Source organism: Actinomadura sp. NPDC000929 (assembly GCF_040492065.1).
GTDB classification, from domain to species: domain Bacteria; phylum Actinomycetota; class Actinomycetes; order Streptosporangiales; family Streptosporangiaceae; genus Spirillospora; species Spirillospora verrucosospora.
Map to the genome: position 1 here is coordinate 1 of NZ_JBEUPA010000103.1, position 18,351 is coordinate 18,351.

Genomic DNA, 18,351 nt, shown 5'->3' on the forward strand with positions numbered 1-18,351 from the left:
GTCGGCGCGGCGGCGCTGGCGCCGGCCGCGCTGGCGCTGCTGACCGCGACGTTCCCCTCGGGCCGGGAGCGGGTCCGGGCCTTCGGGATCTGGAGCGCGACGAACGCCGCCGGGGGCGCGCTCGGCGTCCTGATCGGCGGCGTGCTCACCGAGTACGCCGGCTGGCGGTGGGTGATGCTGGTGAACGTGCCGATGGCCGCCGGCGCGCTGGCGCTGGCCTGGCGTGGGGTCGCCGCCGGTCCGCCCCCGGACCGCAGGGGCCGTCCGGACGTCCTCGGCGCCGTCCTGGCCACCGCGGGGATGAGCCTGCTGGTGTTCGGGATCGTGCGCACGGACCGGCACGGCTGGACCTCGCCCGTCACCCTGACGACCTTGGCCGTCGCCGCCGCGCTGCTGGCCGCGTTCCTCCGCCAGGAGAGGACCACCGCACGCGACCCGCTGATCAGGCTGGGGCTGTTCTCCAACCGCTCGGTGGCCGGGGCCAACGCCTTCAACCTCCTGGTGGGCGCCGCGATGGCCTCGTCCTTCTACTTCATGTCGCTCTACCTGCAGCGGGTGCTCGGGCACGGAGCGGCGCTCACCGGGACCATGTTCCTGCCGTTCGCGCTGGCAGTGGCCGCGGGGTCGGTCCTGGCCGTCAAGCTCGGCTACCGGTCGGCCCCCCGGACCCTGCTGGTCGCCGGCGGGCTGCTGACGGCGGCGGGGTTCGCCTGGTTCGGCATGATCAGTGCGGACGGCGCCTTCGCCGCCGACGTGCTGGGGCCCTCGATCGTCGCCGGGGTGGGCTTCGGGCTCTGCCTGGCGCCGCTCGTGTCCGTCGCCACCGGGGGCGTCGCGGCCCGGGAGACCGGCACCGCCTCGGCGCTGCTCAACAGCTCGCGCCAGATCGGCGCCTCCCTCGGCCTGGCCGCCCTCGGCACCGCCGCGCAGCACCGCACCGGCGACGTCCCCACCCCAGCGGCTCTCAACGACGGGTACGCGCTCGGCCTCGCCCTCGGCGCCGCACTCCTGATGGCCGCCGCCCTCATCGCCCTCACCGTGCTGCGCCGCACCGCCCCGCCCGCAATGGCCGAGCGGCTCGACGACCGCGACCTGCTGACCGTCCAGGACTGAAAGGACGTCCCGTCATGACCGTTACTCCGATCGACCTCTCCACCTGCTTCCTCCACCTCGACCGCGGCGGCGGGATCTCGGCCGCGCCGCACGCCTGGAGCCCCGAGCGGGACGGGTGGCGGGTGACGGTCTTCCACGCGAAGACCGACGCCGACGTCCACGCCGACCGGTGGGAGGTCCACCCCGAGGCCGAGGAGGTCGTGTCCTGCCTCATCGGGAAGATCCGCCTCTGCCTCCGCCCGGAGGAGCCGGGGCCGCGGGAGGAGGTGATCAGGCTGACGGCGGGGAGCGCCGCCATCGTCCCGCGCGGCCGCTGGCACCGCATCGAGCTGGACACGCCGAGCAGCATCATGGCCGTCACCCTGCCGCGCGGCAGCCGGAGGGAAGCGCGGACCGTCAGCCCGCCTCGTGGCCCGGATCCAGGTCGGGCAGGGCCTGGAAGGTGAGCGGGTCGGCCTCGGCCTCGATCGTCACGTCGATCGGGGCCAGGAGGAACCCGGCGTGGTCCCCGAGCTCGGTGCGCTCCACGATCCGGCCGACCATGCGGCGGGGGACGCCGGTGAGCAGGGGCACGCCCTCGGGGCCCGGCCGCCAGGAGCAGCGGGCGAACTTGTCGATCTCGTCGCCGGTCCGCTCTCCGAACAGGGCCGCCAGTTCCCGCTGGTCCTCACCGCGTCCGAGGACGTGCACGGCCAGCACCGACGCCCTCTCGGCCGCGCGGTAGGTCCGGTTGCGGCGGGACAGGCACACCAGGAACCTGAACGGCTCGATGCTGGTCTGCGTCGTGAACCCGACCAGGCAGCCCGCCCGCGTCCCCGCGCCGGGATCGGCGGCCGTCACCACGAACATCGGGTAGTCGAATCCGGCGACGAACCTATCGCTGTCCACCGCGCCAGCCTACGGTGATGATCCGGTCCACGGCGGAAGGAAGCATCACGATGGGCACGTACGTCGTCGTCGGGGCGGGCCTCGTCGGTGCCGCGAGCGCCTGGCAGCTGGCCCGGCGAGGGCATGAGGTGACGGTGCTGGAGGGCCGCACGCCGGCCAATGCCGAGGGCAGCTCGCACGGGTCCGCGCGGATCCTCCGGTACGGCTACGCCGACCCGTTCTACGCCCAGATGGTCGTCGACGCACGGCGCGAATGGCAGGAGCTGGAGCGTTCGTCCGGGGAGCGGCTCGTCACCCGCACAGGTTCCCTGGACGCCGGGGCGGGCCGTGACCCGGCGGCGCTCGCCGCGGTGCTCGCGAGGGTCGGCGTCGAGCACGAGCTGCTGACCGCCGCCGAGGCGGCCGCGCGCTGGCCGCAGTTCCACTTCGGCGGCGGCGAGGTGCTGTGGCACCCGGACGCCGGGGTGGTCGACGCGGAGGCCGCGGTGGCGGCCATGCTGCGGCTGGCGGAGGCCGAGGGCGCCCGGGTCGAGACCGGCCGCCCGGTGGCGGCCGTCGAGCGGGTGGGCACCCGGCACCGGGTGGTGGGCGTGGACGGGCGGGCGGAGGAGGCCGAGAAGGTCGTCGTCGCCGTGGGCGGCTGGCTGCCCGACCTGCTCGGCGGCCTCGGGTTGCCGGACTCGCTCCTGGCGGCGTTCCCGCCGCTCCAGGTGATGCAGGAGAACGCCTACCACTTCCCCTACCGGGACGATCCGGGGGAGCCGTGGCCGACGTTCATCCACAAGGAGTCGGACACGCTGGTCTACGGCCTGCCCGGCGGCCGCGACGCCGCCCTCCCGGACGGCCGGAGCGGCCAGAAGGTGGCCGAGTTCAACGGCGGACGGCCGATCCGGAGCGCGGCCGCCCAGACCGGTGCGGTCGACCCGGCCAACCGCGAGCGGATCGTCGCCTACGTCCGGCAGGCTCTGCCCGGGGTCGTCCCCGAGCCCTACGCGGAGACGACCTGCCTGTTCACCAACACCCCCACCGAGGACTTCGTGGTCGACGGCGCCGGCGGGATCACGGTCGCCTCGCCGTGCTCCGGGCACGGCGCCAAGTTCGCGCCGCTGCTCGGCCGGATCATCGCCGAAGCGGCGTCGGACGAGCGCCCGGCCCCCGACCGGTTCCGGGTGGGCACCGGCCGCGCGGCCCCGCCCGCGCGCTGATCCGCGGCTTCGACCCCGGCACGCGCGAAGATCGCTTAGCCTGCCGGGGTGACGAACACGCCTGGGGAACTCGCGCTGCCCGCCGCTCTCGCCGAGGTGGCCGCGATCGGCTTCGAATGGGAATGGGACGACGAGACCGACGAGGCGAGCGGCTGCGACTTCGAGATGTACGACGGCTTCGAGGACCCGGCGAAGACGGCGTGGTGGTTCCGCCTCTGGACCGGCAACCCGGAGGCGGACGGCGGCGTGTTCCGCTTCTTCGGCTCGACCGGGGCGGGCGACTACGCCGGTTTCTGGCTGGTGCGGCCCGGCGTGCCGGTCACCGGCCAGCCCGTGGTCTACATCGGTTCCGAGGGCGACCGCGGCGTGATCGCGCGCGATCTCGGCGACCTGCTGTGGCTGTTCGCCGCCGGCCTCGGGCCCGGGGAGGCGTTCGAGGACCCCGAGTTCCCCGAGGAGCCGAACGACGCCTTCCGCGCGATCGCCGAGCGCCACGCCCCCGGCCGCCGTTCGCCCGCCGAGATCGTGGCCGCCGCGCGGGCGGAGTTCCCGCACTTCCCGGACCTCATCGCCTCGATGTGCCGCTGAGCCCGTAGGCGCCGGGCGCCCCCGGACCTTGGTCCCTGAGGGGTGCGGACGTTCCTCCCTACGCCGCCGCGGCGCGGAAGCCGACCGTGGTCCTAGGACATGCCCGGTGGCACCGGGTCGCCGGACGCTCGGCTGAGGGAGGACGAGATGGACGGCCGGGACATGCCGGTCCACGTGGAGGGACGGCTGGAGGAGCCGCTGTCGCGGTGGCTGTGGCTGGTGAAGTGGCTGCTGCTGATCCCGCACTACATCGTGCTGTTCTTCCTGGGGATCGCGTTCACCGTGCTCACCGTGGTCGCGTTCTTCGCGATCCTGATCACCGGCCGCTACCCGCGGTCGATCTTCGAGTTCGACGTCGGGGTGCTGCGCTGGGCGTGGCGGGTGGCGTTCTACGGGTACGGCGCCCTGGGCACCGACCGGTACCCGCCGTTCACGCTCGGCGACGTCCCGGACTACCCGGCCCGGCTGCGCATCGACTACCCCGGGCCTCTGTCGCGGGGGCTGGTGCTGGTGAAGTGGTGGCTGCTGGCGATCCCGCACTACCTGGTGGTCTCGCTGTTCACCGGCGGCGGTATGGGCGGGGAGAACTGGAACTCTCCGGGCGTGGTCGGCCTGCTGGTGCTCGTCGCGGCGGTCGCGCTGCTGTTCACCGGGAGCTACCTGCGGAGCGTCTTCCCGTTCGTGATGGGGATGGACCGGTGGGTCCTGCGGGTGGCCGGCTACGCCTTCCTGATGACCGACCGCTACCCGCCGTTCCGGCTGGACATGGGCGAGACCGAGCCCGGCGACGCGCCGGGCCCCGCGACGCCCGCGGCGCCGGACGCGCCGGGACGTTAGGCCCCCGCCACGGGACGTTAGGCCCTGCCGCCGGCAGCGCCCCGAGATCGACTCTGGTAGCGAACCTGAGGACGATGAGGGAGGCTCGCCATGCGGGCGCTGGTGTACCACGGGCCCGGCCGGAAGTCCTGGGAGGACGTGCCCAAGCCCGAGATCGTCGCGGACGGCGACGCGGTGGTGCGGGTGGACGCGGTGACCATCTGCGGCACGGACCTGCACATCCTCAAGGGAGACGTCCCGGCGGTGACCGACGGGCGGATCCTCGGGCACGAGGCGGTCGGCACGGTCGAGGCCGTTGGTCCCGGCGTGCGAACGGTCAAGCCGGGCGACCAGGTGCTGGTGTCGTGCATCACCGCGTGCGGCACGTGCCGGTTCTGCCGCGAGGCCCGCTACGGGCAGTGCCTGGGCGGGGGCGGCTGGATCCTCGGGCACAGGATCGACGGGACGCAGGCCGAGTACGTCCGGGTGCCGTTCGCCGACACCTCGGTGCACCCGCTGCCGCAGGGCGTGCCCGCCCAGGACGTGCTGATGCTGGCCGACATCCTGCCGACCGGCTACGAGGTCGGCGTGCTCAACGGCGCCGTCCGCCCCGGCGACGTCGTGGCGGTGGTGGGCGCCGGGCCGATCGGGCTCGCGGCGATCATGGGGGCGCGGCTGTTCAGCCCGAGCCACGTCGTCGCGATCGACCTGGCCGACAGCCGGCTGGAGGCGGCCAAGCAGTTCGGCGCCGACGCCACGGTGAACAACTCCCGGCAGGACGCCCTGGCGGCGGTCCGCGAGATGACCGGCGGCCTCGGCGCCGACGTGGCCATCGAGGCCGTCGGCGTCCCCGAGGCATTCGAGCTCACCGTCGCGCTGGCCCGCCCCGGCGGGCACGTCGCCAACATCGGCGTGCACGGCGCTCCGGCCGCGCTGCACCTCGAAGAGCAGTGGATCCGGGACATCACCATCACCACCGGACTGGTGGACACCTTCTCCACGCCCACCCTGCTCCGGCTCGTCGCCGGCCGCCAGCTGGACGCCGGACGGTTCGTCACCCACCACTTCGCGCTGGACGAGTTCCCGAAGGCCTACGACGTCTTCTCCGACCCCGCTCACACCGGCGCCCTCAAGGTCGTCCTGACCCGCTGAACCCCGTGCGGCCGTCCGCGACCGCCGCGCCGTGCGGGCGAGCGGCGAGACGACCCGGAAAGGAGAGGCCATGCGGACCCAGATCATCGTGGGCGTCGACGGCTCCGCCCACGCCTGGCGGGCCCTCGACTGGGCCGCCGACTACGCCGTCCGGCACCGCCGGCCGCTGGAGCTGGTGCACGCGTCCCGCGCGCTGGTGGACGACGGGGTGATCCCCAGGGACGCGCTGAGCCGGCTGGTCGCCGAGCGGGAGGACCTGCTCGCCGAGGCGCGCCAGTACGCGCTGAAGGTGCATCCCGACCTCGACGTCGCGACGCGGCTGGAACGGACGGACCCGGGCGGCGCGCTGGTGGAGGGCAGCGAGCACGCGGCGCTCGTGGCCGTCGGATCGCGCGGTCTGGGCGGGTTCGAGGGCCTGCTGTTCGGGTCGGTCGGGCTGTACACCGCCGCGCACGCCCGGTGCCCCGTCCTCGTGGTGCCTCACGAGACGCCCTACCCCGCCGAGGCCCCGGCGCGGGTCGTGGTCGGGGTCGAGGACCGCCCCGGCGAGAGCGCCATGGCCGGCTGGGCCTTCGAGGAGGCCGCCTCGCGCGGCGCCGCGCTCCTGGCGCTGCACGCCGTGGGCGGCGAGTTCGGGTCCCCCCGCAGGCGCGTGATGGAGGATCTGGAGCTGTCGGAGGCCCTGGCCGGGCTGCGCGAGCACCATCCGGACGTCCGGGTCGAGCAGTTCGTCTCGGACCGCGCGGCGGCCCAGGCCCTCGTCGAGGCTTCGCGGTCGGCCGCCCTGGTGGTGGTCGGAGCCGCCCGCCGGACGGGCCGGATCGGCATGGCGCTGGGCCGGGTCAACCACGCGGTCCTGCACCACGCGCACTGCCCCGTGGTCGTGGTGCCCATCGACCGGTGACCGGCGCCGCCCGGCGGGACGTCCGCCGGGGAGAAGCGAGGAGGAGTTGACCATGTCCGATCCGATCATCGTCGGAGCCGACGGCTCCGTCCCCTCCGAACGGGCCGTGGCCTGGGCGGCCGACGAGGCCGCCCGGTACGGGCGCGCGCTGAGGATCCTGCACGCGGTGGAGCGGTGGGGGTCCGACGTGCCGCTCAACACCGCCCCCGGCGAGGTGGTCTCGCTGACGCGGCAGGGCGAGGAGGTGCTGGCCGCCGCCGAGCGCGTCGCGCACGCCCGGCGGCCGGAGGTGCCGGTGAGCCTGGAACTGGCGTCCGCGCGCACCGTCCGGGCACTGGCCGAGCACTCGGAGGAGGCGTTCGAGGTGGTGGTGGGCAGCCGCGGTCTCGGCGGGTTCGCGGGCCTGGTCCTCGGCTCGGTCGGGCTGGGCGCGGTCCGCCACTCCGCCTGCCCGGTCGTGGTGGTGCGCGGCGAACCGGCCGCCGAGCGCGGCGAGATCGCCGTGGGCGTCGGCCTCGGCGACGACTCCGCCGTGCTGGAGTACGCGTTCCGGGCCGCCGCCGTGCGGGAGGCGAGGCTGCGCGTCGTGCACGCCTGGCCGTTCCCCGCGGTCCTGGACGGGCACGGAGAGAACCTCGACCTCCGGCGCTTCGAGGAGCGGGCCCGGTGGCGCGTCATCGAGGCGCACGCGCCCCTGCGCAAGAGCTTCCCCGGGGTGGAGGTCGTGGAGGACCTCGTGCAGGACAACCCCGCCGCCGCGCTCGTCGCCGCGTCCCGCGACGTCGACCTGGTGATCGCCGGCTCGCATCCCCGCGAGGGCCTGACCGTGCCGCGCAGCCGCGCGGTGACGCACGGCCTCCTCCACCACGCGCACTGCCCGGTCGCCGTCGTCCCCATCGCGGGCGCCTCCGCCCCTTGAGCGCACATCGGACATGGACGCCGCATCGCGCAGGGCCCGGCACCTCGCCGGGCCCTACGCGATGAACGGGCGGCACAAGCCGCCTCGGGCGCCGTCACGCCACCGAGTCGTTCAGGCCGCGGTCTCGTGGGCGTCGACGGGGGAGACCCCGACGCGCTGACCGGTGATCTGCCGGCAGGAGACCAGGATGAAATCCGCCCCGGCTCCGGCCGTCCAGGGCCGGAGGGCCTCGCGGGCGCGCTCCCCGGGATCGCGGACGACCCGTGCCCGCCCGATGACGGTGACCGACCACCCGCTGCGGCAGGCGGCGTCCAGATCGTCCGCCTGGAAGGCCACGATCGCGCCCCGGGTCGCGGCCGGCAGCCGGGAACCGCGCGGCACCGCGATGACCACGTCCTCGCCGTCGACGACGAAACCGACCGGCGCCACGGCGGGCAGCGCCTGCTCGGTGAAGACGATCCGGCCGACGGCGGCGGTGCTCATGAGGCGCAGGCACTCCGCTCGCGTGAGGCCCGCCGCCTCGTCCGCGCTCCTCATGGCTTCCTCCCTCATGTCTCCATGCTCCGCTCCGCCCCCGGCGAGCGGGAGGGGCCAAGGTCACCTCGCCGGAAGCCGTCCGTCCCCTTCCGGCCGGGCCCTTCGAACGGCCCGGCTCAGCCGCCGGCCGGCGGCGGCCTGCCGGCCAGCAGGGGGCTCTCCCAGGACGCGCCCGGCTGGATCTCGATCTCCTCGGCGCCGTAGGAGATGCGGATGGGGGAGGCCGCGCCGGGGCGCAGCGCGACGCGGACGAGGTCCTGGCGGCAGATCAGGTCGATGCCCCAGTTGCCGCGGTAGCGCAGCCCGAGGCGCAGCTCGCCGACCGCCGGGGGCAGGCGCGGCTCCAGCCGCAGTGCGCCGCCCCGGGTGCGGACGCCGGCGTGGCAGCGCTGGACGAGGTCGACGGTGCCGGCCATCGCGCCCAGGTGGACGCCCTCGGCGATGGTGCCGCGCTGGACGCCGGTGACGTCGGTGAACAGCGACTCGAGGAAGACGCCCCAGGCCTCGTCGCCGTCGGTGTGGGCGAGGATCCAGGCGTGGACGAGCGAGCTCAGCGTCGATCCGTCGCAGGTGCGGGGCAGGTAGTAGGCGATGGTCCTGGCGGCGAGCTCGGGCCCGTGCTCGTAGCCGAGGTTCCGCAGGACGGCGTCCAGCTCGCCCGGCGAGAGCACGTAGAAGAGCATGAGCACGTCGGCCTGCTTCGAGGCCTTGTAGCGGTTCGGCGAGTCGCCCTCGGCCTCCAGGATCCGGTCCAGCCTGCGGATGTCGCCGTAGCGTTCCCGGTAGCGGGCCCAGTCGAGCTCCTCCAGGCCGCCGTAGCCCTCGAACTGGCTGATCACCCCGGCGTGGAAGGGGACGTACATCTTGCGCGCCACGTCCTCGAAGCGGGTGATCTCCTCGCGGGTCAGCGCGAGCCGTTCGCGCAGCTCCCCGCGGCGGTCCTCGGGGAGGACGGCGAGCGCCTCCAGCGCCCGCTCCAGCAGCCAGGCGGCGAGGACGTTGGTGTAGGCGTTGTCGTCCAGGCCGGGCCGGTCCCGTCCCGGGTAGGCGTCGTGGTACTCGTCCGGGCCCATGACGCCGCGGATCCCGTACCGGTCGGTGGAGCGGTCGTAGACCGTCAGGTCGGCGAAGAACCGGGCGACCTCCAGCATGATCTCGGCGCCGTACTCGGCGAGGAACTCGGCGTCGCCGGTCGCCTCGTAGAAGCGCCAGACGTTGAGCGCGATGGTCAGGCCGACGTGGCGCTGCAGGTGCGTGTGGTCGGGCAGCCACCGGCCCGACCGCGGGTTGAGGTGGACGAGCTGGGTCTCCTCGCGGCCGTCGGCGGCGCTCTGCCACGGGTACATGGCGCCGCGGTGCCCGGCGGCCGCCGCGGCGCGCCGGGCGGCGGGCAGCCGCCGCCACCGGTACAGCAGCAGCGCGCGGGCGATCTCGGGGAACCGCATGGTCAGGAACGGGAGGATGAACACCTCGTCCCAGAAGACGTGGCCGCGATAGGCCTCCCCGTGCAGGCCGCGGGCCGGGACCCCGACGTCCAGGTCGACGATGTGCTCCGACACGGTCTGCAGCAGATGGAAGATGTGCAGGTTGAGGACGCGCTGGACCTCGACGTGGTCGACGCTCAGCTGGCAGCGCCGCCACAGCCGGTTCCACGCCAGGGTGTGCCGCTCCAGCAGGGCGTCGAAGCCGCCCGCCTCCGCCGCGGCGCCCAGCGCGGCCTCCCCGGCCTCCTCGACGGCGCGGTCGCGGGAGGTGAACACCGCCGCCACCTTCTCGACCGTGACGTGCGCGCCCTGCGCGGCGTCGACGGTCAGGTCCTGGGCGGCCCACCCGTCCTCGGCGAGCCGGGAGGCCTCGGCGGGGACCGACACCCGGGTGCGGGCCGCGACCCCGATGCCGATCTTCGAGGAGACGGTCGAGGCGCGCAGCAGGAGCGGCCCCCGGTCGTCCCGCCGCAGCGGCTCCTCGCGGGTCAGGTGGGTTCCGGGCAGGTCGCGGTACCGCTCGACGCCGGCGTTGGAGACCCGGCCGTCCAGCGCGGACCGGATGCGCAGCGTGCCGCTCCAGTCCTCGGCGACGATCGTGGTCTCGAGCGCGGCCAGGTGCGGGTCGTCCATGGAGACGATCCGGCGCTGGGCCAGGCGGAACGTCCGCCCGGCCCGGTCGCGCACGCGGACGAGCCGGGTCAGGACGCCGCGCCGCAGGTCGAGTTCCTGCCGGTAGGACAGGAGCCGGTCCTCCTGGAGGGCGGCGTCCGGGTCGAACCACTCGCCGTCCTCGGCGCGGAAGGTCAGCGGCAGCCAGTTCGGCATGTTGACGAGGTCGGCGTTGTCGGCCCGCAGCCCGCCGATCTCGGTCGGGAGCCGGTCGTAGCAGCCGGCGACGTAGGTCCCGGGGTAGTGGACGCCGTCGGCCGCCGACTCGGGGGCGGCGCCCCGGGTGGCGACATAGCCGTTGCCGAGCGTGCACAGCGCCTCCCGCAGCCCTTCCGTCGCGGGATCGTAGCCGTCATAGGCCAGGATCCACCGGCTCATGGCGTCTCCTCACACCGTCGTCGGGGCCCTCGGCCGGGCACTCCCGCCAACCACGCTGTCATCGGCCCCTCGGCTCCCGGCAGTACCGGACGACCCGGCGCGGCGGGACCTTCGGCCCGTGCCCCGTGGCCCGGACCGGCCGAGACTGAAGTCGGGACCTCTGTTCGAGGAGGGGTGGACGGATGGCGGCGCTGACGAGGGCTCAGAGGTCGAACGTCTTGTTCGGCTATGACGGGACCAAGGAGAACGACCCCGCGCTGCGCTGGGCGGTGGAGGAGGCGCGGCTGCGCGGGCTCGACCTGATGCTGTGCTACTGCTGGCACTGGCCGTACCCCAGCGGCCACGTGGACGCCGGCGTGCAGGCGGTGCTCCAGCGGGCGGGAGAGAACCTCCTGCGCAAGGGGGCGCGCCGGGCGCGCGACCTGGGCGCGCAGGGGAAGGTGCGCACGCTGCTGAGGCGGGAGCCCGCGTGCGACACGCTGGTCTACGAGTCCGACGACGCGGAGCTGATCGTGGTCGGCTCGCACGAGCGGCACCTGCTGCCCGCGGGCTCGACGGCGACGGAGCTCCCGGCGCGGACCCGCCGCCCCGTGGTGGCCGTCCGCGGCGCCGACGGCCACCGCGGTCTCATCGTGGCCGGAGTCGACGCGTCGGAGCACGCGGACGCGACGGTCGGCTTCGCCATCGAGGAGGCCGCGCTGCGCGAGTGCGACCTGCGCGTCGTGCACGGGGCGTGGGAGCCGGGCGCCGTGCCCGAGAGCGACCTGCCGCTGTTCGCCGACAAGGCCAGGCTGTTCCAGGCGCGGGCCGCGATGCTGGAGCGGCTCGTCCACCCCTGGCGGCGGCGGTACCCGAAGGTCCACGTGGACGTCTCGCTGCTGCTGGAGCGGCCCCGCGAGACGCTCCTGAACGCCGCCGACGGCGCCGACCTGCTCGTGGTGGGCGACCGCGGCACCGGAAGCCTCGATCCGCTGCTGCTGGGGGCGACCAGCTCGGCGATGCTGCACCACGCCCCCTGCTCGGTCGCGATCGTCCCGGCGCCCCGGTACACCGCCCAGAGAGTCGCCTGAGGGGAACGCCCCGCCGGCCGCTCGCGCCTCGCCGCGGGCGGCCGGCGCCGGTTCAGTCGGGGGCGATGTTGCTCCGGCCCGGGTGCGGGGCCCGCGTCTCGCGGGGGAGTACCGGCTCGATCCGGTACAGCGACGGCATGCCGCCGGTCCGCGCCGGGATCTCGCGGTGCACCCCGGCGAGGGCGCAGACCAGGTCCCGTGCGGTGACGAGGCCGGCCAGGGCGCCGTGCTCGTCCGTCACCGCCACGTAGTCGCGGTCCGACTCCAGCATGGCCAGGGCCGCTTCGGCGACGGCGGCCGACGGGCGCACCGTCGCGGGCGGCCGGGACGGCAGGAGATCCGTGACGGGGCGGCGCGCCTCGCGGGGAACGGCGGCGTCCCAGGCCGAGGTGAGGGTCTGGGCGTCCAGGACGCCGAGGAAGCCGCCCTCGACGTCGGTGACGGGCAGGTGGTGGATCTCGGCCCGGCACATCAGCTCCCAGGCCATGATCACGGACTCGTCCGCGGCGATGGTGAGCAGGTCGCGGCTCATCAGCTCGGCGACGGCGCGCTGCTCCAGCGGTGGGCTCGGCGTCATGGCTCCTCCTCCGGGCCGAACGGATTGCCTCCGGCTCCAGACTCCTCCGGGACGCCTGCCGCCGGCAGGGGCGAACGTCCCCCGACCCGGCGCCGGAGTGCCGGATCGGCGCGCGACTGGACGTACTTCAGAATCTCGATCACCACGTAGGAGACGGCGGCGATGACGACGATCCGCGCCCAGGCGCCGGCGCCGAGCGGGGCGGAGTGGAACAGGCCGTTCATGAAGGGCGCGTAGGTGTAGAGCGCCTGGACGGCGACGAGGGCCAGGACGCTGGCGCCGACCCAGGGGTTGCGGCGGACGCCGTGCCACAGCAGCGGACGGTCCAGCGACAGGCAGTTGAAGAGGTAGGTGAGCAGTGTCAGAGCGAAGACGTTGACGACGATCGTCTGCGCGACCTCCGGCGTGGCGCCGTGGGCGCGTTCCCAGTGCTGGAGGCCGAACGCGCCGGCGAGCAGGATCGCCGAGACCACCAGGACGCGCAGCGTCATCGCGCGGGTGAGCAGCGGCAGCGACGGGTCGCGGGGCGGGCGGCGCATGATGTGCTCGTCCTTCGGCTCGACGGAGAACGGCAGGCCGAGCACGAGCACCGCGGTCATGTTCAGCCAGAGGACCTGCAGCGGCAGGACGGGCAGCGCCGTGCCCGCGACGATCGCGGCGACCAGCACGAGCCCGAGCCCGATGTTGGACGGCAGCGCCCAGACGATGAACTTGACCAGGTTGTCGAAGACGCCGCGTCCCTCCTCGACGGCCTTCTCGATCGAGGCGAAGTCGTCGCCGGTGAGGACCATGTCGGCCGACTCCTTGGCGGCGTCGGTGCCGGCGCGTCCCATGGCGACGCCGATGTCGGCCTGCTTGAGCGCGGGCGCGTCGTTGACCCCGTCCCCGGTCATCGCGATGACGTGCCCCCGGTCCTGCAGGATCTGGACGAGGCGGAGCTTCTGCTCGGGGGAGACGCGGGCGAAGACGGTGGTGGCCTGGACGCGTTCGGCGGAGACGCCCGAGGTCAGCTCGGCGCCCGTCATCACCTCGCCGTCCAGCCCGACGCGGGTTCCGACGGCGCGCGCGGTGGCGGCGTGGTCACCAGTGATCATCTTGACCTGGACGCCGGCGTCGTGGCAGGTCCGGACGGCCCGGGCGGCGTCCTCGCGGGGCGGGTCGAACATGGCCTGCAGGCCGAGGAAGGTCAGCGGGGGCGGTTCGTCCAGCGCGGAGCCGCGGGCGCGTCCCCGGGCGAAGGCCAGCACGCGCAGCGCCTGGCCGCCGTAGGCCTCGGCGCGCGCGGTGACCGCCGCTCGGTCGAGCGGGACGGGCGCGCCGTCCGGACCGGCGGCGTCCTCGCACAGCTCCAGGATCCGCTCGACGGGGCCCTTGACGTAGACGGCGCCGTCCTCGTGCAGGGTGGCCATGTAGCGGCGCTCGGCGGTGAACGGCAGGGTGGCGACGCGGTCCGGCACGCCGTCCACGCCGGCCTTGGCCGCGCTGGTCAGCAGGGCGCCTTCGGTCGGGTCCCCGGTGATGTGCCAGCCGTCCCGCCGGTGCAGTTGCGCGTCGTTGCAGGCGAGGCCGGCCAGCAGCGTCTCCCTGAGCGCCGGGTCGGCCGCGGCGTCGACGTCCCGGCCGTCCCGCCGGATCGTCCCGGTGGGCGCGTAGCCGGCGCCGGTGACGGTGTAGTCGCGCCCGCCGGCGGCGACGGCGGTGACGGTCATCTGGTTCTGGGTGAGGGTGCCGGTCTTGTCGGTGCAGATGACGGTGGTGCTGCCGAGCGTCTCGACGGCGGGCAGGTGCCGGACGATGGCGCCGCGGCCGACCATGCGCGAGACGCCGAGCGCGAGGGTGATCGTGACGACCGCGGGCAGCCCCTCGGGGATCGCGCCGACCGCGAGGGCGACCGCGGCGGTGAGCATCTCGGTCGCGCCGCGCCCGCGGAGCACGCCGATGAGGAAGGTCAGCGCGGCCAGCGCCAGGATCGCCACCGTCACGATCTGGCTGAAGTGTGTGATCTTGCGGGTGAGGGGCGTCCGGACCGCGCCGGTGCCCTCCACCAGCCGGTGGATGCCGCCGAGCTCGGTGTCCGCGCCGGTCGCCACCACCAGGCCCGCGGCGCTTCCGGACGTCGCCAGCGTGCCGGAGAAGGCCATGCCGGTGCGGTCGGCGAGGGCGGCCTCGTCTTGCGCCGCGGTGTCCTTGGCGACGGGCACCGACTCGCCGGTGAGCGCCGACTCGTCCACCGCGAACTCGTCGGAGCGCAGCAGCCGCAGGTCGGCCGGGACCTTGTCGCCGGCCTCCAGCCTGACCAGGTCGCCGCGCACGAGTTCGGCCGACGGCACGCGCCGGGCCGCGCCGTCGCGGACGACCAGCGCCGCCGTCCGGGCCATGGCGGCCAGGGCGCCCAGCGCCTTTTCCGCGCGCGACTCCTGGACGAAGCCGACGACGGCGTTGACGACCACCACCCCGAGGATCACCAGCGCGTCCACGTGCTCGCCGAGCAGCCCGGTCACCGCCGCCGACACCAGCAGCACGTAGATCAGCGGGCTGTTGAACTGCAGGAGGAACCGCACGACGGGGCCGCGCCCGCGCGCGGCGGGCAGCGTGTTGGGCCCGTCGCGCTCCAGCCGCCTCGCCGCCTCGCCGGAGGAGAGCCCGTCGGAGGCGTCGCCGCCGAACGCGCGCACGACCTCGTCGGCCGTCCTGCGGTAGGGCGCCGGAGCCGTCGTCATCGGGGCCCGCGGCCGCGGCCGCCGGGGTCGGCGACCGCGGGGTCGCAGCGTACGTCCATCGTCGCACCTCCTGCCGCCCCCAGCCTGGCCGCACGCCGCGGCCGGGGGCAGGGCCGAAGGTCCCGGCGTCGGCGGACCCACGCCTCTGACCGCTCCGCCGCCGGTGTTGTGAGTCTTGGAGATCTGGAGGTGGAAGACGATGGACGGAGCACATGTCCTGGTCGGGTTCGACGGTTCCCCCGCCGCCGGGCGCGCCCTGCGCTGGGCGGCGGCGGAGGCGTCCCTGCGCGGCGTGCCCCTGCGGGTCTGCCACGCCTGGAACTGGCCCTATCCCGCGGGGCCGGAGGGGGACGAGGCGCTGGAGATCGTCCGCGGCATGGGCGTCATCGCCCTGGAGGACGGGCTCCGGATCGCCCGGGAGACCGCGCCCGGCCTGGACGTGCGGCCGCTGCTGGCCCAGGGCACGCCGCCCGCCGCGCTGCTGGCGGCGTCGCGGGACGCCGAGCTGATCGTGGTCGGCGCCCGCGGGGCCGGCGGGTTCGACCGGCTGCCCCTCGGCTCCACCGCCGTCCACGTTCCCGCGCACGCCGACCGTCCCGTCGTCGTCGTGCCCGCCCACGACCCGGCGCGGGCCGGGAAGAGGATCGTCGTCGGGATCGACGGGTCGCCCGCGAGCCAGGCCGCGCTGCGGTTCGCCCTGTGCGAGGCCGGGCTGTGGCACGCGTCGGTGACGCTGGTGTGCGCGTGGTGGGACCCCGCCGCGCTCCCGGGCCCGGACCGGCTGCCGTCCAGCGATCCGCAGGGCCTCGAGGAGCAGGCCAAGGCGCGGTTCGCCGCGGCGGTCGCGCCCCTTCTCGCCGCGCACCCCGGGGTCGCCGTCGAGCGGCGGTTCGTCCTGGAGCGGGCCGGGCGCGCCCTCGCCGACGAGGCCCGGGACGCGAGGCTGCTCGTGGTCGGCGACCGCGGTATCGGTTCGTCCCCGAAGACCCTGCTCGGCGCCGTCACGAGGTTCGTGCTGCACGAGGCGCCGGGTCCGGTCGCGGTCGTCCACGACCGCGACCCGCACACGAAGGAGCCGTCATGATCCGGGTACTGGTGGCGTACGCCTCCGAGCGCGGCGGAACCGCCGAGATCGCCGAATGGGCGGGCGCCGCGCTGCGCGAGTCGGGCGTGGAGGCCGACGTGCGCCCGGCGGGGGAGGTCGACGCCCTCGACGGGTACGACGCCGTCGTCGTCGGCGGCGCCCTGTACGTCGGGCGCTGGCACCGGGAGGCGCGCCGCTTCGTCCGGCACCACGCCGACGCGCTGGCGCACCGGCCGGTGTGGCTGTTCAGCAGCGGTCCGCTGGACGACAGCGCGCGGGAGCGCACGATCGCCCCCGTACCCGGCGTCGCCAAGTACGCCCGCCGGATCCGCGCCCGGGGCCACGCCACCTTCGGCGGGCGGCTGGCTCCCGACGCCCGGGGCTTCATGGCCGGCAAGGTCGCCCGGACGGCGTCGGGGGACTACCGCGACCGCGACCGCGTCGGCGACTGGGCCGCCGGCATCGCCCGCGAGCTGCGGAGCGTGACCGTATGAACAGGATCATCGTCGGGGACGACGGTTCGGAGCCGAGCCTGCTCGCGGTCGACTGGGCCGCCGACGAGGCCGCCCGCCGCGGCGCCTCGCTGCACGTCGTGTACGTGGTCACGCCGTGGCTGTTCGACGTCCCCGCCGATCCGGGCGCCGCCCGCGTCCGCGAGCAGCTGCTGGACGGCGGCCGGGACATCGTCGAGCTCGCCGTGGCCCGCGCCCGCGACCGCGTTCCGGGCCTGGAGGTGACCGGCGAGCAGACCGGCGGGCAGCCCGCCAAGGTCCTCGTCGAGCAGGCGCGCGACGCGCTGATGGTCGTGACCGGCTCGCGCGGGTCGGGGGGCCTTTCGGGGCTGCTGCTGGGCTCGGTGGCGATGCAGGTCGCCGCGCACGCGGCGTGCCCGGTGGTGGTCGCCCGGGACCCGGAGGCGGACCCGCGTGGAGACGTCGTGGTCGGGGTGGACGGTTCCCCGGCGGGCGCGGACGCCGTCGGTTTCGCCTTCGAGGAGGCGTCCCTGCGCGGGGTGCGGCTGCGCGCCCTGACCGCCTGGACGCACCCGGTCCCTTCGGGCCGGGGCGACACGCAGCCTCTCGTCTACGACCGCTCCCTGGTCGCCGCGGAGGAGGAGCGCGTCCTCGCCGAGTCGCTCGCCGGGTGGTGGGCCAGGTACCCCGACGTCAAGGTGGTGTCCGAGGCCGTCAACGGCCGGGCCGCGAAGGTCCTGGCGGACGCGTCCGCCAACGCGGGCCTGCTGGTCGTCGGCTCCCGCGGGCACGGGGGGTTCGCCGGGCTCCTGCTGGGATCGGTGGGCCACGCGATGCTGCTGCGCGCGCACTGCCCGGTCGCCATCGTCCGGTAGGACGCGATGACAGCGTCCGGTAGGACGCGATGACAGCGTCCGGTAGGACGCGATGACAGCGTCCGGTAGGACGCGATGACAGCGTCCGTAGGACGCGATGACAGCGTCCGTAGGACGCAGGTGATCGGGGAAGCCTGGCCCGGCCGCCCCCCCAAGGCCCGGCCGGGCCAGGGCTCAGTCGCGCCCCTGCCTTGCCTGGGCGCCGTCGGCCTTGAGCTGCGCGGCGAGGGCGGCGGCCTGCGTGCGGCGGCTCATGCCGAGCTTGGCGAAGATGTTGGAGATGTAGTTCTTGACCGTCTTCTCGGCCAGGAAGAGGCGCTCGCCGATCTGCCGGTTGGTCAGGCCCTCGCCGATGAGCTCCAGGATGTGCCGCTCCTGCTCGGTCAGGCCCTTGAGCGGGTCGCTCTTCTCCTGGCGGGTGCGGAGCCGTTCGAGCATGCGGGCGGTGCTGCGGGGGTCGAGGAGCGACTGCCCGGTGGCGACGGTGCGGACGGCGCCGACGAGGTCGGAGCCGTGGATCTGCTTGAGGACGTAGCCGGACGCCCCGGCCATGACCGCCTCGAAGAGGGCGTCGTCGTCGTCGAAGGAGGTCAGCATCAGGCACGCCAGCTCCGGCAGCTGGGAGCGCAGCTCGCGGCAGACGCTCACGCCGTCCCCGTCGGGCAGGCGGACGTCCAGCACGGCCACGTCGGGCCGGACGGCCGGGATCCGCGCCAGCGCCTCGGCCGCGGTGCCGGCCTCGCCGATGACCTCGATGTCGTCCTCGGCGGACAGCAGCGCGGCGACTCCGCGGCGGACGACCTCGTGGTCGTCCATCAGAAAGACCCGGATCGTCCCCGCGTTCCCTGGCGTCTGGGCGGTCATGGCTCTCGTTTCCTCGGTCCGGTGGTGACGGA

The 18,351-nt window shown here is 74.9% G+C and carries 18 protein-coding genes; 12 read left to right on the forward strand and 6 right to left on the reverse strand.

The features are described 5' to 3' along the window. Positions 1-1,113: MFS transporter (locus ABWI04_RS28910; protein ID WP_353834432.1), on the forward strand; the 1,113-nt coding region annotated here is incomplete at its 5' end. 14 nt (positions 1,114-1,127) lie between these two features. Continuing rightward, on the forward strand, positions 1,128-1,559 hold the full coding sequence (locus ABWI04_RS28915; protein ID WP_353834433.1) for a cupin: 432 nt from the start codon (positions 1,128-1,130) through the stop codon (positions 1,557-1,559). Here the strand turns inward: ABWI04_RS28915 and ABWI04_RS28920 are convergent. Further along, complete coding sequence (locus ABWI04_RS28920; protein WP_353834434.1) at positions 1,510-2,001, reverse strand: flavin reductase family protein; 492 nt, start codon at positions 1,999-2,001, stop codon at positions 1,510-1,512. The two genes, ABWI04_RS28915 and ABWI04_RS28920, sit on opposite strands and share 50 nt — an antisense overlap. Positions 2,002-2,051: 50 nt before the next feature. Here ABWI04_RS28920 and ABWI04_RS28925 point away from each other — a divergent pair, with 50 nt between their 5' ends. The 6 genes from ABWI04_RS28925 to ABWI04_RS28950 all read left to right on the forward strand — a co-directional run bounded on the left by ABWI04_RS28925 (position 2,052) and on the right by ABWI04_RS28950 (position 7,585). Further along, entirely contained in the window at positions 2,052-3,206 is a 1,155-nt protein-coding gene (locus ABWI04_RS28925; RefSeq protein ID WP_353834435.1) for an FAD-dependent oxidoreductase, read from the forward strand. Positions 3,207-3,254: 48 nt separating this feature from the next. Then, positions 3,255-3,794: an SMI1/KNR4 family protein gene (locus ABWI04_RS28930; RefSeq protein WP_353834436.1), complete on the forward strand. Its 540-nt coding sequence runs from the start codon at positions 3,255-3,257 to the stop codon at positions 3,792-3,794. 147 nt (positions 3,795-3,941) lie between these two features. Continuing rightward, positions 3,942-4,631, forward strand: coding sequence for a DUF4389 domain-containing protein (locus ABWI04_RS28935; RefSeq protein ID WP_353834437.1), 690 nt, complete (start codon positions 3,942-3,944; stop codon positions 4,629-4,631). Positions 4,632-4,721: 90 nt separating this feature from the next. Further along, the gene (locus ABWI04_RS28940) at positions 4,722-5,762 is read left to right on the forward strand and encodes a zinc-dependent alcohol dehydrogenase family protein (protein WP_345172008.1); all 1,041 of its coding nucleotides are present in this window, start codon (positions 4,722-4,724) and stop codon (positions 5,760-5,762) included. Positions 5,763-5,832: 70 nt separating this feature from the next. Continuing rightward, positions 5,833-6,666, forward strand: a complete 834-nt coding sequence (locus ABWI04_RS28945) for a universal stress protein (RefSeq protein ID WP_345172010.1) — start codon at positions 5,833-5,835, stop codon at positions 6,664-6,666. Between the two features lie 52 nt (positions 6,667-6,718). Then, a complete protein-coding gene (locus tag ABWI04_RS28950) occupies positions 6,719-7,585 on the forward strand; it encodes a universal stress protein (RefSeq protein ID WP_353834438.1) in 867 nt (288 codons plus the stop codon). 111 nt (positions 7,586-7,696) lie between these two features. Here ABWI04_RS28950 and ABWI04_RS28955 read toward each other — a convergent pair whose 3' ends face one another. After that, on the reverse strand, positions 7,697-8,122 hold the full coding sequence (locus ABWI04_RS28955) for a pyridoxamine 5'-phosphate oxidase family protein (protein WP_353834439.1): 426 nt from the start codon (positions 8,120-8,122) through the stop codon (positions 7,697-7,699). Between the two features lie 116 nt (positions 8,123-8,238). Next, complete coding sequence (locus ABWI04_RS28960) at positions 8,239-10,656, reverse strand: glycoside hydrolase family 65 protein (RefSeq protein WP_353834440.1); 2,418 nt, start codon at positions 10,654-10,656, stop codon at positions 8,239-8,241. A 182-nt stretch (positions 10,657-10,838) separates the two neighbouring features. Here ABWI04_RS28960 and ABWI04_RS28965 point away from each other — a divergent pair, with 182 nt between their 5' ends. Next, positions 10,839-11,726, forward strand: a complete 888-nt coding sequence (locus ABWI04_RS28965) for a universal stress protein (RefSeq protein WP_345172018.1) — start codon at positions 10,839-10,841, stop codon at positions 11,724-11,726. A gap of 52 nt (positions 11,727-11,778) precedes the next feature. On the opposite strand, the gene ABWI04_RS28970 is transcribed toward ABWI04_RS28965, so the two are convergent. Next, a complete protein-coding gene (locus ABWI04_RS28970) occupies positions 11,779-12,303 on the reverse strand; it encodes a CBS domain-containing protein (protein ID WP_345172020.1) in 525 nt (174 codons plus the stop codon). Then, positions 12,300-15,023 carry a cation-translocating P-type ATPase gene (locus ABWI04_RS28975; RefSeq protein WP_353834441.1) on the reverse strand — a complete coding sequence of 908 codons (2,724 nt, stop codon included), beginning with the start codon at positions 15,021-15,023 and terminating at the stop codon, positions 12,300-12,302. The genes ABWI04_RS28970 and ABWI04_RS28975 overlap by 4 nt, the downstream gene beginning before the upstream one ends. Positions 15,024-15,222: 199 nt before the next feature. Between ABWI04_RS28975 and ABWI04_RS28980 the strand changes: the two genes are divergently transcribed. Genes ABWI04_RS28980 through ABWI04_RS28990 form a run of 3 tightly spaced genes read left to right on the forward strand, consistent with a single transcriptional unit; the run spans position 15,223 to position 17,455 of the window. Next, a complete protein-coding gene (locus ABWI04_RS28980) occupies positions 15,223-16,107 on the forward strand; it encodes a universal stress protein (RefSeq protein WP_353834442.1) in 885 nt (294 codons plus the stop codon). Further along, on the forward strand, positions 16,104-16,601 hold the full coding sequence (locus ABWI04_RS28985; protein WP_353834443.1) for a flavodoxin domain-containing protein: 498 nt from the start codon (positions 16,104-16,106) through the stop codon (positions 16,599-16,601). The genes ABWI04_RS28980 and ABWI04_RS28985 overlap by 4 nt, the downstream gene beginning before the upstream one ends. Beyond that, a complete protein-coding gene (locus ABWI04_RS28990; RefSeq protein WP_353834444.1) occupies positions 16,598-17,455 on the forward strand; it encodes a universal stress protein in 858 nt (285 codons plus the stop codon). Before ABWI04_RS28985 ends, ABWI04_RS28990 begins: the two co-directional genes overlap by 4 nt. A gap of 174 nt (positions 17,456-17,629) precedes the next feature. Here the strand turns inward: ABWI04_RS28990 and ABWI04_RS28995 are convergent, their stop codons facing one another. Continuing rightward, positions 17,630-18,319: a response regulator transcription factor gene (locus tag ABWI04_RS28995; protein WP_345172030.1), complete on the reverse strand. Its 690-nt coding sequence runs from the start codon at positions 18,317-18,319 to the stop codon at positions 17,630-17,632. Positions 18,320-18,351: the final 32 nt, after the last annotated feature.

Excerpts from the sequence above, each read along its gene's own strand:
- ABWI04_RS28925 (WP_353834435.1), top strand. The coding sequence starts at position 2,052 with ATGGGCACGTACGTCGTCGTCGGGGCGGGCCTCGTCGGTGCCGCGAGC.
- ABWI04_RS28960 (WP_353834440.1), bottom strand. The coding sequence starts at position 10,656 with ATGAGCCGGTGGATCCTGGCCTATGACGGCTACGATCCCGCGACGGAA.
- ABWI04_RS28935 (WP_353834437.1), top strand. The coding sequence starts at position 3,942 with ATGGACGGCCGGGACATGCCGGTCCACGTGGAGGGACGGCTGGAGGAG.
- ABWI04_RS28945 (WP_345172010.1), top strand. The coding sequence starts at position 5,833 with ATGCGGACCCAGATCATCGTGGGCGTCGACGGCTCCGCCCACGCCTGG.
- ABWI04_RS28990 (WP_353834444.1), top strand. The coding sequence starts at position 16,598 with ATGAACAGGATCATCGTCGGGGACGACGGTTCGGAGCCGAGCCTGCTC.
- ABWI04_RS28975 (WP_353834441.1), bottom strand. The coding sequence starts at position 15,023 with ATGACGACGGCTCCGGCGCCCTACCGCAGGACGGCCGACGAGGTCGTG.
- ABWI04_RS28955 (WP_353834439.1), bottom strand. The coding sequence starts at position 8,122 with ATGAGGAGCGCGGACGAGGCGGCGGGCCTCACGCGAGCGGAGTGCCTG.
- ABWI04_RS28940 (WP_345172008.1), top strand. The coding sequence starts at position 4,722 with ATGCGGGCGCTGGTGTACCACGGGCCCGGCCGGAAGTCCTGGGAGGAC.
- ABWI04_RS28915 (WP_353834433.1), top strand. The coding sequence starts at position 1,128 with ATGACCGTTACTCCGATCGACCTCTCCACCTGCTTCCTCCACCTCGAC.
- ABWI04_RS28965 (WP_345172018.1), top strand. The coding sequence starts at position 10,839 with ATGGCGGCGCTGACGAGGGCTCAGAGGTCGAACGTCTTGTTCGGCTAT.
- ABWI04_RS28980 (WP_353834442.1), top strand. The coding sequence starts at position 15,223 with ATGGACGGAGCACATGTCCTGGTCGGGTTCGACGGTTCCCCCGCCGCC.
- ABWI04_RS28985 (WP_353834443.1), top strand. The coding sequence starts at position 16,104 with ATGATCCGGGTACTGGTGGCGTACGCCTCCGAGCGCGGCGGAACCGCC.
- ABWI04_RS28995 (WP_345172030.1), bottom strand. The coding sequence starts at position 18,319 with ATGACCGCCCAGACGCCAGGGAACGCGGGGACGATCCGGGTCTTTCTG.
- ABWI04_RS28950 (WP_353834438.1), top strand. The coding sequence starts at position 6,719 with ATGTCCGATCCGATCATCGTCGGAGCCGACGGCTCCGTCCCCTCCGAA.
- ABWI04_RS28970 (WP_345172020.1), bottom strand. The coding sequence starts at position 12,303 with ATGACGCCGAGCCCACCGCTGGAGCAGCGCGCCGTCGCCGAGCTGATG.